We start from the raw sequence: 15772 nt of genomic DNA, 5'->3' as shown, positions 1-15772 counted from the left end.
AGCCGAGCGGGCCGAGCGCGTCGAGTGCGCCGGGCCGGTGGGGGCGTACGCCGGAGCGGGGGAGCGCGATGTCTGACCGAGGCGCCGCCCGCATGACGAACGCGGCCACTCCGGCCCCCGTCGGCCCGGGGCCCTGGGACACCCGCTCCCGGGCCCTCCTGCCGGGCGACCCCGCGCCGCCTGCACCAGCCGCCCCCGCCGCGCCCGTCGCGCACACCGGGAGGCCCGCCGCCCGCCGGGGGCCCGCCGATCCCGTCAAGGCGCTCCTGCACCGGCACCGTGAGCTGTGCGCGCGGGCCGTCGACCCGCTGGTGATCGCCGCCGGTCTGGAGGCGCACGGCATCACCGACCGGACCGCCGCCCGCTTTCGCCACCGAGATGTCTTCTCGCTGGCCGAGCAGTTGTACGCGCGCGCCCCGCGCACCACCCCCGACGGGATCTCCGAGCCCCGCCCCAAGGGGGCGCGCCCCGCCGACGCGCGCCCCCCATGGGCCGGCCCGTCCGGCTGGGGCCGGTGGACGGCCCTCGCGCTGCTGCCCGGCGTCGTCTGCTCCCTCACCCTGCTCGGGCTCGACCACAGCGGCGGGCCGCGGCGCCTCGTGATAGGCCTGGCAGGGGCCCTCGCGCTCGCCGGTGCGCTCTCCGCGTGTCTGCGCCGGGGACCGCTGCGCGCCGAAGGCCGTACCCACCCCGCCACGACCGTCTGGGTGTACGGGCTGCTCGCCTACCTGCTGTGTGGTGACGGGCTGCTGGCCGCGCTGGTCAGCGGCGGCGCCGACGGACCGTGGCCCGCGTCCCCGGCGCTGCTCGTCGCGCCGTCCTTCGCCGTCCTCCCCGCCGCCTGGTGCGCCCACCTCTTCTCCGCAGGGGCCCGGCGCGGACTCGCGGGCAGCCGCGCGCTCGCCGACTTCGCCGCCGTCGCGCGCCCCCTGCTGCTCACGCTCGTAGGGCTGTTCGCCGCCGCCCTGACCTGTCTGTACCTGCTCGCCGCCGCTGTCTTCGGCGAGGAGAGCGGAGGCGCGCACGGCGCACTTCCCTCCACCCCGGGCGGCGCACTCGCGCCCACCGTCGCGCTCGGCACGCTGCTCCTGCTCGGCCGGCTGCTCACGGTCCACGGCTTCCCCGGAGCCGCCGCCACCGGACTCGCCGCCGCCTGTGCCCTGGAGGTCCTGTCCTGCGCGTCCGTACTGGCGGGCCGCCTGCCCGGCTGTGACGCCCTCGCCGTCCCCGTACGCGCCGTGGCCGAGACGTGGGGCGCGGCAGCCGTACCCGCCCTCGCCTGCGGAGCCGCCGCGCTCGGACTCCTCGCCCATGCCACCGTCGCCCTCTCGCGGGCGTCGGCGCACACCTGAGCCCTCAGCACCACCTCGTGAAGGAGAAGCCAGAGATGACTCCGCAATCCGCAGCACGGGCCGTAGCACCGGCCCCCGCACCGGCCTGTCGGCACAGAGGGGCCGCGCGATGAGGGTCCTGCTGCTCGGTGCCAACGGTTTCCTCGGCCGCTTCGTGGCCGACCGGCTGCTCGCCGACCCCGCCGTCCACCTCACCGCGCTCGGCCGGGGCGACGACGCCGACGTACGGTTCGATCTCGCGGGCGGCAGCCCGGGAGCGCTCACCCGCTTCCTGGACGCCGTCCACCCCGGGGTCATCATCAACTGCGCCGGAGCCACCCGCGGCGGCGCGCGCGAGCTGACCCGGCACAACACGGTCGCCGTCGCCACGGTCTGCGAGGCCCTGCGCCGCAGCCGCTGCGGCGCGCGGCTCGTCCAGCTCGGCTGCGCCTCCGAGTACGGCCCGTCCCAGCACGGCTCGTCGACCGCCGAGGACGCGGTACCGCGCCCCGGCGGCCCGTACGGGGTGAGCAAGCTCGCCGCGTCCGAGCTGGTGCTGGGGTCCGGGCTCGACGCGATCGTGCTCCGGGTGTTCTCACCCGTGGGCCCCGGCACCCCCGCGGGCTCCCCGCTCGGCCGGCTCGCCGAGGCGATGCGCCGCGCCATGCAGTCCGGCGACGGTGAGCTGAAGCTCGGCGGCCTGGGCGTGCAGCGTGACTTCGTCGACGTACGCGACGTGGCGCGCGCCGTGCACGCCGCCTCGCTCTCCGCCGCCCAGGGCGTCGTCAACATCGGCACCGGACGCGCGGTGAGACTGCGCGACGCCGCCGCCGTACTGGCGAGGGTCGCGGGATTCGGGGGCGCCCTGCACGAACTGGACCTGCCCCCCGGGCCGATGCGGGCCGGCCACGCCACCGTCGGCGCCCCCCGGGGCGAAACGCCGCCGGAACACCTGGGCGCGGGTCCGTTCCCGTACCCCGACGGCTGCGGCAGCTGGCAGCAGGCCGACGTACGGACCGCCCGTGACCGGCTCGGCTGGCGGCCCCGGATCAATCTGGAGGAGTCACTCGCCGATATCTGGATGGAGGCGGCGTGCCGTATCTGACCAGACCCGACGGCCGGCTCTCCGCCACCGAGGAGGGCCGGCTCGGCATCGGCGTCCCCGGCTACGCGCATCCGCTGCTCGCCCCGGTCGAGTGGGCCGAACTGACCCGCCCCGGAACCCCGCTGCACTGGGCCGTCCTCAATGTCGCGGACGGCCCTGGCGACCGCCCCGACCCGCACTGTCTGGCGGCGGCGGGCCGGCTCACCAACGCGGGGTCCCGCGTACTCGGGCATCTCGACCTGGCGTACGGCACCCGTCCCGCCGGGGAGCTGGTCGCCGACGCGCGGCGATTCTTCGACTGGTACCGCGTCGACGGGTTCTTTCTCGACCGGTGCCCGGCGGGCCGCGCCGACCTGCCCGCGATACGGCGGACGACGGCGGCCCTCGGCGCGCTGCTCGACGGCGGGTTCCTCGTCCTGGGCCACGGGGTCCATCCGTACCCCGGATACGCGGAGGCCGCCGACCAGTTGGTGACCTTCCGCGGGCCGTGGGCGGAGTACCGCTGGTCGCAGGCGGCCGCGTGGACGGCGGACCATCCGCCGGAGCGCTTCGCCCATCTCGTCCACGGGGTGCCGCGCGGTCATCTGGAGGAGGCGATGCGGATCGCGCGCTGGCAGGGCGCGGGCACGATCTTCTTCACGGACCGCACGGACCGCACAGACCGGGTTGATGGTGTCGGCCGGAGCGCGCGCAACGGGTCATTCGAGACACTGCCCGGCTTCTGGGACGAAATCGTCTCGCGAGTCGGACCGGGTGTCTCGGAATGAGAAGGGCCGTGGCAGTGTTACAGGCAGAAGAACCGTACTGATTGACCGACCAACCCCCTTGTTGAGGTCTCTGTGTCGCTGCCACCACTGGTCGAGCCCGCTGCCGAGCTCACCGTCGACGAGGTCCGCAGGTACTCCCGTCACCTGATCATTCCGGACGTCGGGATGGACGGGCAGAAGCGGCTGAAGAACGCGAAGGTGCTGTGTGTGGGTGCCGGTGGCCTCGGCTCCCCGGCTCTGATGTACCTGGCCGCGGCCGGTGTCGGCACGCTCGGCATCGTGGAGTTCGACGAGGTCGACGAGTCGAACCTGCAGCGCCAGATCATCCACAGCCAGGCCGACATCGGCCGGTCCAAGGCCGCGTCGGCGCGTGACTCCGTCCTCGGGATCAACCCGTATGTGAACGTGATCCTTCACGAAGAGCGGCTTGAGGCCGAGAACGTGATGGACATCTTCTCGCAGTACGACCTGATCGTGGACGGCACGGACAACTTCGCCACCCGCTATCTGGTCAATGACGCCTGTGTGCTGCTGAACAAGCCGTACGTCTGGGGTTCGATCTACCGCTTCGACGGCCAGGCCAGCGTGTTCTGGTCCGAGCACGGCCCCTGCTACCGCTGCCTCTACCCGGAGCCGCCGCCCCCCGGCATGGTTCCCTCCTGCGCCGAGGGCGGCGTGCTTGGCGTGCTCTGCGCGTCCATCGGTTCCATTCAGGTCACCGAGGCGATCAAGGTCCTCGCGGGCGTCGGTGAGCCGCTGGTCGGCCGGCTGATGATCTACGACGCCCTGGAGATGCAGTACCGCCAGGTCAAGGTCCGCAAGGACCCCGACTGCGCGGTCTGCGGCGAGAACCCCACCGTCACCGAACTCATCGACTACGAGGCATTCTGCGGCGTCGTGTCCGAGGAGGCCCAGGAGGCGGCGGCCGGCTCGACGATCACTCCCAAGCAGCTCAAGGAGTGGATCGACGAGAAGGAGAACATCGAGATCATCGATGTGCGCGAGCCGAACGAGTACGAGATCGTCTCGATCCCCGGCGCCAAGCTGATCCCGAAGAACGAGTTCCTGATGGGCACCGCCCTGGAGAGCCTGCCGCAGGACAAGAAGATCGTCCTGCACTGCAAGACGGGTGTCCGCAGTGCGGAAGTCCTCGCGGTGCTGAAGTCCGCGGGCTTCTCGGACGCGGTGCATGTCGGCGGCGGAGTCATCGGCTGGGTCAACCAGATCGAGCCGGAGAAGCCGGTCTACTGAGACCCGGCGCATCGATACGAACGAAGGGGCCGACGTGCGTACGTCGGCCCCTTCGTCATGCGTGGCCCCTATGTCATGCGCCGTACCGCTACGAGCAGCTCGTCCCGGCCGCCGGGACCGTGCCGTGCAGGAAGTAGTCGTCCACCGCGCCGGTGATACAGCGGTTGCCGGTGGTGTACGCGCCATGGCCCTCGCCCTCGAAGGTGAGCAGGACCCCGACCCCGTCGCCCAGCTCCTCCACCATCCGCTGCGCACCCTCGTACGGTGTCGCCGGATCCCCCTTGCCGCCGACCACCAGGACCGGCGCCGCGCCCGGCGCCGCCACCTCCGGTGTCTCGTGCTCGCCGGCCACCGGCCAGCCGGCGCACCAGCCGGCCAGATCCCAGGCCAGAAACGGCCCGAAGACCGGTGACACCTTCCGGAAATCCGCCAGCAGCCGGGACGTGACCTCCGCGGCGGTGACGCGTCCCTTGGTGTCCGCGCAGGAGATGGCGCGCTGCGAGTGCTGCGCCGTGCCGTAGTGGCCCTGTGCGTCGCGGTCGTTGTACGAGTCGGCCAGCCGGAGCAGCCCGCTGCCGTCACCGCTCTCGGCCGCGTCCAGCGCGTCGGTCAGATACGGCCAGCTGTCCTCGCTGTAGAGCGGGGTGATGATGCCGGTGAGCGCGAGGCTCTCGGTGAGCCTGCGCCCCGTACCGGTCGGCAGGGGCTCACGGTCGAGCCGGTCGAGCAGCCGCACCACCCGTGCGGTGCCCGCCTGCGCGCTGACGCCCCGGCTCTTGTAGTAGTTCTCCAGGGCGCGCTGGAAACCGAGCGCCTGGTTGCGGGAGTGCCCCACGTAGTCGGCCGTCGGATCGACGACCGCGTCCAAGGTGAACCGTCCGACCTTCGCCGGGAACAAGTGGGCGTAGACACCGCCCAGTTCGGTGCCGTACGAGAAGCCCAGATAGTTGAGCGTGTCGTCACCGAGGACCTGGCGCATCAGATCCATGTCACGGGCCGCGTTGGTCGTGCCGACATGGGGCAGCAGTGGCCCTGAGCGGCGCGCGCAGTCCGCGCCGAAGGCCGCGGAGTCATTGAGGAAGGTCTTCTCCTCGGCCGGGGTGTCGGGGGTCGCGTCGATACGGAGGGACTTCTCCGTCTGCCGGTCGTTCCGGCACGCCACACCGGCGCTCTCCGCGACGCCGCGCGGGTCGAAGCCGACCAGGTCGTACCGGGTCCCGAGCGCGGCGAACGAGTCGGCGGCGGCGGGGAGCGTGGCCACGCCCGAGCCGCCGGGGCCGCCGAAGTTGAACAGGAGCGAGCCGATCCGGCCTGCCCGGTCCTTGGCCTCGGAGCGGATCAGGGCGATGCCGATGGTCTCGGCGGCCGGTGCGCGGTAGTCGAGCGGCGCCCGCATCGTGGCGCACTTCCAGCCGGAGCCGGGAGCCTTCGCCGCGCTGCCCCGCGCCTTCCGCGGCGCCTCGCAGCGCTTCCAGTCGAGCCGCTGTCCGGTGAGCGAGGCGGGCAGTCCGGGCAGGTCGGCGGGGTCCGGCGCGGCGCCGGCGGCGGCCGGGGAGGGAGCCGTGGCCGATGAAGGAGCGGCCGCCTTGGCATCGGGCGGGGGGTCCTCCGTACCGCTCCCGCACCCGGTGACGGTCAGCAGGAGTGACACCGTGAGCAGGGCGGATATCCGAGTACGGCGAGACATGGCGCAATTCAATCCGGTCCGGCGGGCGAGGACAACCGAAGACAACCGAGGGCGGCCGGGGACGCGGGGGGACGACCGGGGACGGGCGGGGACGACCGGCGACCAAGGGTGGCATGGGCATGGCCGTCGGTCCCGCGCGTCAGCGGCAGACCGTACCCGCGGGCGGCACCTTTCCGTTCAGCAGATAGCCGTTCACCGCCCCCTGGACGCAGGGGTTGCCGCTGTCGTACGAGCCGTGTCCCTGCCCGTGGTACGTGATCTCCGTGCCGACACCCTTGCCGAGCGCGTTGGCCATCGCCCTGGCGCCCGCGTACGGGGTCGCCGGGTCACCGGTGTTGCCGACGATCAGGATCGGGGCCGAGCCCGTCGCGCTGACATCGGGGGTGGACCACTTCCCCGGCACCGGCCACTTGGTGCAGCTCATCAGCCCCCAGCCCAGGAACTCCCCGAAGACCGGCGACGCCTTGCGGAACTCCGGCAGCTTCGCCTCGGTCTGCGCCACGGTGTAGCGCTCCTTGGAGTCGACGCAGTTGATGGCCACGTTGGCCGCCTGGAGATTGCTGTATCTGCCGTACTGGTCACGGCCGTTCATCGAGTCGGAGAGCGCGAGCAGCAGCGCGCCGTTGCCGCCGTCGGCCTCGTCGAGCCCCTGTTCCAGATACGGCCAGAAGTCCTTCGAGTAGAGCGCCTGGGCGATGCCGTTGGTGGCCTGGGTCTCGGTCAGCTTGCGGTCGCCGATGCCCGCGATCGGCCGCTTGTCGAGCCGGGCGAGCAGCTTGGTGATGAACCCCTCGATCTCCTTAGGGGTGGTGCCGGGCAGCGCGCAGGCGTCGCCGCGCGCGATGCAGTCCTTCTCGAAGTTGTCCAGCGCGAGCTGGAAGCCCTTGGCCTGGCCGAGCGAGCCCTGTTCGGAGTTCTGGGTCGGGTCGACGACGGCGTCGAAGACCGCCCGGCCGACGGACTTCGGATAGAGATGGGCGTAGACGCCGCCCAGTTCGGTGCCGTACGAGATGCCGAAGTAGTAGAGCTTGCTGTCGCCGAGGACCTTGCGCATCAGCTCCATGTCGCGGGCGGCGTTGGTCGTACCGACATACGGAAGCGAGCTGCCGGAGTTCTTCTCGCAGGCGGCGGCGAAGCCGGCGAGCCCGTTGGTGAAGGTCTGCACCTCGGCGGGGGTGTCGGGGGTGGAGTCCTTGGCGAAGTACGCGTCGAGCTGTCTGTCGCTCTCGCACTTCACGCCGTCGCTGTCGCCCACTCCGCGCGGGTCGAAGCTGACCAGGTCGTAGCGGGCGCGGAGCTTCTCGTAGTCCTGGGCGAAGGACGGCAGTCCGGTGATGCCGGAGCCGCCGGGGCCGCCGAAGTTGAAGATCAGCGAGCCGATGCGCTGCTTCGTGTCGCGGGCCTTGGCCCGGATCAGCGCCAGATCGATCGTGTCGCCGTCCGGCTTGGCGTAGTCGAGCGGCGCCTTCATGAAGGAGCACTCCCACCGGGCGCCGCCGGGCAGCGGGGAGGGCGCCGTACCGCCGCCCTCCGCGACCGACGGGGCCTTGCACGCCTTCCACTGCAGCCGCTGGGTCGCCAGGTCCTTGGGTCTGTCCGTACTCCGGGTGTTCCCGCCGTGGGAGCTGCCCGGCGAGGAGGCCCCGCTGTCGCCGGAGCATCCCGTGGCGGCCAGCAGGGCGACGGCGGTGACAGCGGCCAGGGCCGGGGCGCGCCGCACGGAGAGGGCGGACAGGGCGGAGGAGGGGGAGTGTGACATGGACCCATCGTGCGCCCCGGCGGCATGGGCCGCTCGGGGCCGCGGTCCATGCGGGTGGCGGCGGGAGGGCCGGGCCCGAGGGCCTGCTCGTCTACAGCGCTCCCTTACGCGTGAGGTGACTGAAGCTCAGCCAGCCGGGCAGTACGGGCAGCCACAGCGTCAGCAGCCGGTAGAGCAGCACGGCGGGCGCGGCGACCTCCTTCGGCAGTCCGACCGCCAGCAGACCCAGCGTCAGCGCGCCCTCGACCGCGCCCACACCGCCCGGCGTCGGCGCGGCCGAGCCCAGCGCGTTGCCCGCCAGAAAGACGACCGCGATGCTCGCGTAGCTGAGCTGCTGGTTGCCGTTGTCGAACGCCCGGATCGAGGCGTCCAGACACATCACGAACACACCCGTCAGCAGCAGCATCCCGCCGATGCCGGTGAGCAGCTTCATCGGCCGCTGGAGTACGTCGAGCATGCGGGGCACCACCCCGGCGAACAGGGAGCGCAGCCGTGTCACGACGAACTTCCGCAGGAACGGGATCGCGGTCACGACCAGCACGAGCACCGCGACCGTCAGCAGCCCCGCGATCACCGTCCTGGACGGGGTGAGCGACGCCGACTTCTCCGTACCGGTGAGATAGCCGAAGGACAGCAGCAGCAGGATGTGCGCGCCGAGCCCGAAGAGCTGCGACGCGCCGACACTGGCGACGGCGAGCCCCGGGCGCACCCCCGCGCGCTGGAGGAAGCGCGTGTTCAGCGCCACACCGCCGACCGCCGCGGGCGTGACGATCTTGACGAAGGAGCCGGCGACCTGTGCGACGACCGTACGCCGGAAGGGCACCCGTTCCGGTACGAAGCCCAGCAGGCTCATCGCCGCCGCGACATAACTGAGCGCCGAGAACGCCACGGCCGCGGCCACCCAGCCCCAGTGCGCCTGGCTGATGACCGAGCCGAAGTCCACCTGCGTGATGGTGGTGAGCAGGAAGTACGCGGCGACGGCCCCGGCGATGAAGCTGAGCAGCGTACGGGGCTTGATCCGCTCCAGCCGGACCGGCTCGACCGGCGCCTGCGGCCTGATCCGCAGCACCTGCTTGCGCATCTGGGAGAGCAGATCCTCCTCGCGGGCCTCGTCGAGAGCCTCGTCTATGGCCCGCTTCTCCGCCTGCTTCTCGGCGCGCAGGGATCTCCGTACGGCCTTGCGGTCACCGTCGACGGCGGCGGCCTCCGCCACCTTGGCGCGCTTGTTCGCCTCGGACGCCTGGAGCACGGCCTCGCGCTCGCGCTGTGACCGCTCGCGGGCGAGCCGGCGCAGCGTCGCGCGCGTGGAGCGGCTGAGCGCGATCGGCTGGAGCAGCGGCAGACAGTCGGCGATGGCGTCGGGGCCGAGCACCTCGACCGCCGCGGCCACCGAGCGCTCCGCGCCCACCCGCAGTCCCATCGTGGTGAGCAGCTGGGCGGTGTCCATGCGCAGCACCAGATCGCCCGCGGCGATCTCGCCGCCGCGCAGCTCGGTGAGGATCACCTTGCCGGAGCGGTCCACCAGCAGCGCGTCGCCGGTGAGCCTGCGGTGCGCGATCCGGCGCGACTGGAGCGCCTTGACCTGGCGCCAGGCGCCCCGTACCAGCTCGTCGGTGATCTCCTCGTCCGGCAGCGAGTCCAGGGACCGGCCGCCCAGGTGCTCGTACACGAGCATGACGGCGTCGGGGCCCAGCTCCGAGGTGGCGATCAGCTTGGGGGCGTTGGCTCCGGCGGCGATGGCCGCGTACGCGAGCAGTGCTTCCTGTTCGAGCGCCTGGCGCAGGGAGGGGATGGACCGGCGGGTGGTGATGGAGCGCAGTGTCAGCTGTCGCCAGACCCGGTAGAAGAAGCCCTGGGCCTGCTGTTCGCGGTCGACGACGGTGACATCGAGCGGCGGGCCGTCCTCCAGGGAGACCAGATAGCGGCGGCCCCGGTCGCCCTGCTCGGCGGAGTCGGCGACATCCTCGGCACGCATCGCGTTGACCGGACGGAAGCCGACATGGCGCAGACCCGCCATCAGGGTCTGCCCGGTGGGGCGTACGTTGGGCGAGCCGACCGCGTAGAGCGTGCCGTACGCGACGCTCCAGCCGATCAGTACGGTCAGGATGATCGAGAACGGTGTGGTGTAGCCCGCGACGAGCATCGCGAAGGCGTCGAGCAGCAGCACCACCCACAGCACGACCCGCCAGCGGGGTCTGCGCGCCATCCCGACGGCCGTCATATACGCGATGACGGGCGCCAGATAGCCATGGACGGGATCGGTGAGCCCGGCGCCCGCCTGGGGGCGGGTCAGCGCGTCCTGGATCGACTCCGGGGCGGCTCTGGCGACCCAGAGGTCGATGGCGAGGGTGACGCCGTGTGCCAGGACGGCGGCGAGCACCCCGTCGGCGATCCGCAGTCCGTCGCGTTTGATCAGTCGTTCGATCGCGAAGGCGACCGGGACGAGCAGCACGGCGATGCTCGACACCAGGCCGGCCACCTTGACCATCAGGTCGGGGGCCTGGCCCGTGCCCTTGCTGATGTCCTGTTCGAGACCGGAGGTCGTGCCGTGGGCGAAGGCGGAGAGCCCGAGGACGAGGGCGATGGCCAGGACGCCGATGAGCAGACGCAGCAGATCGGAGGGGCGGTGGACGCGGGCCGAGAGCAGCGGCTCGTCGCCGGAGACGCGGTCGGCGCGGGTGGCGCCGGTGTCGCAGTGCTCGCCGTCGAGGCCGGGGTCTTCTCCGGGGCTGGTGCCGTCCGCTTTCGGGCGCGACTCAGCGCCAGAGGTGGCCGTCGCCGCCGCAGGCCGCACGTCCCGCTCCTCCGTCGAATCCGTCTCTTCTTGATCTCGTATCACCAGTCACCGCCCGGATGATGGTGGCACGAGCAGCCGACAGACGGGGGCATCAGGGTGCATTGCGGGGACCTCGGGCGCGCGAGATACGTCCCTTTGTGTGCGTACGTACATACGGTGACCGCGCGTACACGCTCCGATGCGCGGTCGTGGCCGGGCCGCCGGGACGGGCGGGGCTGTCGGTGGGGTGCGGCAGGATGGACCGGATGAGGAGCGAGGAGTCCCGGAAGCCGACCGCCCACGCGGCCGCCGACACGACCGCCGATGAGGCGGCGGACGCGGCCGACGAGGTGGCGCGGCTGCCCGATTACGCGGAGCGCGTGCTGGACGTGGCCGAGCTGATCCCGCCCGGCAGGGTCATGACCTACGGCGATATCGCGGAGTGGCTCGGCGAGGGCGGACCGCGCCAGGTCGGCCGGGCCATGGCGCTCTACGGCGGCGCCGTGCCGTGGTGGCGCGTGGTCAGGTCCGACGGTGTGCTGCTGCCGGGACACGAACTGAGCGCGCTGGACCACTACCGCGAGGAGGGCACGCCCCTGCGCGAGGCGGCGCGGAGCGCGGAGGGGCATGTGCCGCGCCTGGACATGAAGCGGGCGCGATGGGACGGCGCGGACGCGGGCGAGGACGAGGTGGCTCACAGATGACAGCTTCCGCCATTCGGGCGTGCGACGGGTGGTGCGCCGCCCCCGCGGCTGCCCGTAAGGACGACGGAGCGGAGCGCGTCGCGGGGCCCGCCGCCGAGCCCGTCGCCGCGGGCGGAGCGGAGCGTATGCGTCCCGGTCGCCCGACGGCGTAGCGTCACCGGCACGCGCCACCCGCGCCCCGGCCGGGGCACGGGCCACCGTCAGCGCCCCGGCCGGGGCACGGGCCACCGTCAGCGCCCCCGGCACCGTCACCACCAGCACCTTCTCCAGGACCGGCGAACCACGTGAGCTCCTCCTCTTCCACCGGGCGTACCCCGCACCGTCGGGTACGGCAGCGGACTCCGGGCGCGTACCGACTGGTGCGTACCCCGCCGGTCCCGGTGGACCCTCCTTGGCTGGACGCAGCGCAGCGCGGGGTGGTTGACCATGAGACCGGACCGTTGCTTGTGCTCGCCGGTCCCGGTACGGGCAAGACCACGACGCTGGTGGAGTCGGTCGCCGCGCGGGTCGGCCGGGGCGCCGACCCCGAACGGATCCTGGTGCTGACCTTCAGCCGCAAGGCCGCCGTGGAGCTGCGCGACCGGATGGCGGTCCGGCTCGGCGGCCGGCGCGCCCCGCAGGCGACCACGTTCCACTCCTTCTGCTACGCCCTGATCCGCGCCCATCAGGAGGCCGAACTCTTCACCGAACCTCTACGGCTGCTCTCCGGCCCCGAACAGGACGTCGCCGTACGCGATCTCCTCGCGGGCCAGCTCGATCTGGAGCGCGCGGGGCGCGGGCGCGTCCGGTGGCCGGACGAACTGCGGGCATGTCTCACCACGCGCGGCTTCGCCGACGAGGTACGGGCCGTGCTCGCCCGCAGCCGGGAACTGGGCCTCGGCCCCGACGCGCTGGCCGTGTTCGCGCGGCGCACGGGCCGTCCCGACTGGTCGGCAGCCGCGGCCTTCCTCGCCGAATATCTGGACAACCTGGATATGCAGGGGGTGCTCGACTACGCGGAGCTGGTCCACCGCGCGGTGCTCCTCGCGGGCCGCCCGGAGGTCGGGGCGCGGCTGATGGAGCGGTACGACGCGGTGTTCGTCGACGAGTACCAGGACACCGACCCGGCGCAGGTCCGGCTGTTGCGCGCGCTGGCGGGCCGGGGGCGCACGCTGGTCGCCTTCGGCGATCCGGACCAGTCGATCTACGCCTTCCGGGGCGCCGATGTGAACGGCATCCTCGACTTCCCGTACGCCTTCCCGCGCCCGGACGGCCGCCCGGCACCGGTGGAGGTCCTCACCACCTCCCGGCGCTCCGGTGATCGACTGCTGGCGGCGACCCGGCTGCTGACCCGCCGTATGCCGCTTCCCCGGCTGCCCGCCGAGAAGGTACGGACGCACCGCGAGCCGGCGGCGGTGCGCACGGGCGGCAGGGTCGAGACGTACACGTTCCCGACGCCGTCGACCGAACTGGACAACATCGCGGACATCCTGCGCCGCGCGCATCTGGAGGACGGCGTTCCGTGGCGCGACATGGCGGTGCTGGTGCGCGCGGGCGGCCGTACGATCCCGTCGATCCGGCGCGCCCTGACCTCGGCGGGCGTGCCCCTGGAGATCGACGGCGACGATCTTCCCCTGCGCCATGAACCGGCGGTGGCGCCGCTGCTGACGGCGCTGCGAGCGGTGGCGGAGGCGGCGATAGGCCGTCCGTCGCGGGGCGCGGAGGGCGAGGACCTACGAGGGGAGGACGTACGAGGCGAGGACGTACGAGGGGTGGGCGTACGAGGGGAGGACGTACGAGGGGAGGGCGCCGCGCCTGACGACGACCAGCCTCCGGCCGAGCCCGCCTCCGCCGAGCCCGCCTCCGCCGAGCCCGCCTCCGCCGAGCCCGCCGCCCCCGTCACCTCCTGGCTCGATGTCGAGACGGCTCTCACTCTCCTCACCTCGCCCCTCGGCGGGATGGACGCCGCCGATCTGCGCCGGCTCGGGAGGGCGCTGCGCGACGAGGAGCGCGCCGGCGGGAACCGGGTGCCCGCCGCGTCGGACGCGCTGCTCGCGCGGGCGCTCGCCGAGCCCGAGCGGATGGTGGCGCACGACCCCGCGTACGCCCGTGGCGCACAGCGGCTCGGCGCGCTGCTGCGCAAGGCGCGAGAGCTGCTCGAAGGCGGCGGCACCGCCGAGGAGGCGCTCTGGGAGCTGTGGGACGGCACCCCCTGGCCGGGGCGGCTCGAACGCTCCGCGCTGCGCGGCGGCGCGGGCGGCCGTAACGCCGACCGTGATCTCGACGCCGTGTGCGCCCTCTTCGACGCCGCCGCGCGCGCGGAGGAGCGCACCGGCGGCCGGGGCGCGCTGAACTTCCTGGAGGAGCTCGACGCCCAGGACATCGCCGCCGACACGCTCAGCCGCAGGGCCGTACGCCCCGACGCGGTACGGCTGATGACGGCACACCGCTCGAAGGGGCTCGAATGGCGCCTCGTCGTCATCGCCGGCGTGCAGGAGGGGCTCTGGCCCGACCTGCGGCGGCGCGGCTCCCTCCTGGAGGCGGACAGGATCGGCCGCGACGGACTGGCCGAGCCCCTTTCCCCCGGCGCGCTGCTCACGGAGGAGCGCAGGCTGTTCTACGTGGCCGCGACCCGCGCCCGCGACCGGCTGGTCGTGACCGCCGTCAAGGCGCCGGCCGACGACGGTGACCAGCCCTCGCGCTTCCTCACCGAACTCGGCGTGGAGCCCAGGGACATCACCGGCCGCCCCCGCCGCCCGCTCGCCGTCGCCGCGCTCGTCGCCGAACTCCGCGCCACCACGGTCGACCCGGAGGCGTCCCCGGCGCTCCGTGACGCCGCCGCCCGCCGTCTCGCCCGGCTCGCGGCGCTCAGCGACGAGGACGGCCAGGCGCTCGTCCCGGCCGCGCATCCGCACCGCTGGTGGGGCCTGTACGAGCCGACCCACAGCACGGTCCCGCTGCGCGACCGGGACCAGCCCCTCGCGCTCTCCGGAAGCGCCCTCGACCAACTGGCGAACACCTGCGCGCTCCAGTGGTTCCTGGGACGCGAGGTGAAGGCGGACGCGCCCGCCACCGCCGCCCAGGGGTTCGGCAACGTCGTCCATGTGCTGGCCGACGAGGTGGCCTCCGGCCGTACCCCCGCCGATCTCGACGTCCTCATGGAGCGGCTGGACTCCGTATGGGACGCGCTCGCCTTCGACGCCCCCTGGAAGTCCCAGCAGGAGAAGACGCAGGCGAGGATCGCGCTCGAACGCTTCCTGCGCTGGCATGTCATGGACCGCGGCCGTACGCCCGCCGCCACGGAGCACGGATTCGACGTCACCCTCGAAGCGGGCGCGTACGAGGTACGCATCCGGGGCTCCATGGACCGCGTCGAGAAGGACGCGGAAGGCCGCGCCTATGTCGTCGACTTCAAGACCGGGAAGCAGGCCCCGACGAAGGACGAGGTCGCCCACCACCCCCAGCTCGCCGTCTATCAGCTGGCGGTACGCGAAGGCGCGCTGGACGAGATCTTCGACGGCCGCCGCCCGGAGCCCGGCGGCGCGGAACTCGTACAACTGCGCCAGGCCGCGCCGAAGAAGGAGGGCGGCGAGGAACTCCCCAAGATCCAGGCCCAGGAGCCGCTGGCGGGGGAGTGGGTCGGTGAACTCCTGACGACGGCGGCCGGCCGCGTACTCGACGAACGCTTCACCCCCACGACCGGCCAGCACTGCGGCCACTGCGCGTTCCGCGCGTCGTGCAGCGCGCAGCCGGAGGGGCAGCAAGTCGTGGAATGAGGATAAGGTGGCAAACTAACTCGTATGGGCGAATATCTCTGAGGTCTGCCCGTTCTGGGGTCGGGCACACCTGCCGGTCTGTACGGTTTCCGCATGGAGACATATCCCCTTGTCGAAGCCCGCAATCAGCTCGGGCAACTCGTCGCCCGAGTGCGGTACGGCCACGCGGAGATCGTGATCAGCGAATACGGCCGGCCTGCGGCTGCCCTGGTGTCGATAGAGGAACTGGAAGAGCTGCGTCGCATCCGCGACGAGGCCGATATCGCTGAAATCGAGGCGCGCAAGGCCGCGCCTACCGGGCCAAGGATTACGCATGACGAGTTCATGGCCCAGCTGGAAGCAGAAGACGCCCAGGCAGTGGCGTCATGACGTACACCATGGTGTGGGAGCACCAGGCCACGACTGAATACCGCCGATTACAGCAGATCGACCCCATTGGCGCGAAGAACTGCGTGGTAGCGGTACGTGCCCTGGCGGACGACCCGTGTCCTGACGCTGCCCGGCAGATGGGCTCCTCAGGCTACTGGCGGCTGCCGGTCGGTGACTGGCGCGTGCTCTACGAGGTGGACGGCGAGACCATCAGCGTCCTCGTCATAATGGTCGGCCGCGTCACCTGAGGCCGCGCCCGCGAGGCCAC

Annotated in this window: 11 protein-coding genes; 8 read left to right on the top strand and 3 right to left on the bottom strand. The window is 72.5% G+C overall.

Features of this window, described 5'->3' with window-relative positions; translation table 11 throughout:
• The first annotated feature begins 68 nt into the window (after positions 1-68).
• From IF11_RS0119250 to moeZ, 4 genes are all read left to right on the top strand, one after another.
• A complete protein-coding gene (locus tag IF11_RS0119250) occupies positions 69-1352 on the top strand; it encodes a hypothetical protein (RefSeq protein WP_030352877.1) in 1284 nt (427 codons plus the stop codon).
• Between the two features lie 109 nt (positions 1353-1461).
• Entirely contained in the window at positions 1462-2436 is a 975-nt protein-coding gene (locus tag IF11_RS0119245; protein ID WP_030352876.1) for an NAD-dependent epimerase/dehydratase family protein, read from the top strand.
• On the top strand, positions 2424-3203 hold the full coding sequence (locus IF11_RS0119240; protein ID WP_030352875.1) for a spherulation-specific family 4 protein: 780 nt from the start codon (positions 2424-2426) through the stop codon (positions 3201-3203). The genes IF11_RS0119245 and IF11_RS0119240 overlap by 13 nt, the downstream gene beginning before the upstream one ends.
• A 72-nt stretch (positions 3204-3275) precedes the next feature.
• Positions 3276-4454 (top strand): adenylyltransferase/sulfurtransferase MoeZ, encoded by a 1179-nt coding sequence (gene moeZ / locus IF11_RS0119235; protein ID WP_030352874.1) that lies wholly within the window; start codon positions 3276-3278, stop codon positions 4452-4454.
• Between the two features lie 88 nt (positions 4455-4542).
• Here moeZ and IF11_RS0119230 read toward each other — a convergent pair whose 3' ends face one another.
• From IF11_RS0119230 to IF11_RS0119220, 3 genes are all read right to left on the bottom strand, one after another.
• On the bottom strand, positions 4543-6141 hold the full coding sequence (locus IF11_RS0119230; RefSeq protein WP_030352873.1) for an alpha/beta hydrolase: 1599 nt from the start codon (positions 6139-6141) through the stop codon (positions 4543-4545).
• 139 nt (positions 6142-6280) lie between these two features.
• The gene (locus tag IF11_RS0119225) at positions 6281-7900 is read right to left on the bottom strand and encodes an alpha/beta hydrolase (protein WP_078490779.1); all 1620 of its coding nucleotides are present in this window, start codon (positions 7898-7900) and stop codon (positions 6281-6283) included.
• Positions 7901-7991: 91 nt separating this feature from the next.
• Positions 7992-10694 (bottom strand): lysylphosphatidylglycerol synthase domain-containing protein, encoded by a 2703-nt coding sequence (locus IF11_RS0119220; RefSeq protein ID WP_030352871.1) that lies wholly within the window; start codon positions 10692-10694, stop codon positions 7992-7994.
• 248 nt (positions 10695-10942) lie between these two features.
• Between IF11_RS0119220 and IF11_RS0119215 the strand changes: the two genes are divergently transcribed.
• From IF11_RS0119215 to IF11_RS0119200, 4 genes are all read left to right on the top strand, one after another.
• On the top strand, positions 10943-11380 hold the full coding sequence (locus tag IF11_RS0119215) for an MGMT family protein (RefSeq protein ID WP_078490778.1): 438 nt from the start codon (positions 10943-10945) through the stop codon (positions 11378-11380).
• A gap of 284 nt (positions 11381-11664) precedes the next feature.
• Positions 11665-15135 carry an ATP-dependent helicase gene (locus IF11_RS0119210; RefSeq protein WP_030352869.1) on the top strand — a complete coding sequence of 1157 codons (3471 nt, stop codon included), beginning with the start codon at positions 11665-11667 and terminating at the stop codon, positions 15133-15135.
• A gap of 93 nt (positions 15136-15228) precedes the next feature.
• Positions 15229-15504 (top strand): type II toxin-antitoxin system prevent-host-death family antitoxin, encoded by a 276-nt coding sequence (locus IF11_RS0119205; RefSeq protein WP_030352868.1) that lies wholly within the window; start codon positions 15229-15231, stop codon positions 15502-15504.
• On the top strand, positions 15501-15752 hold the full coding sequence (locus IF11_RS0119200; protein ID WP_030352867.1) for a type II toxin-antitoxin system RelE family toxin: 252 nt from the start codon (positions 15501-15503) through the stop codon (positions 15750-15752). The genes IF11_RS0119205 and IF11_RS0119200 overlap by 4 nt, the downstream gene beginning before the upstream one ends.
• Positions 15753-15772 lie beyond the last annotated feature (20 nt).

It is taken from the genome of Streptomyces scopuliridis RB72 (assembly GCF_000718095.1).
GTDB classification, from domain to species: Bacteria; Actinomycetota; Actinomycetes; order Streptomycetales; family Streptomycetaceae; genus Streptomyces; species Streptomyces scopuliridis.
This window is presented reverse-complemented; position numbering and strand designations above follow the sequence as displayed.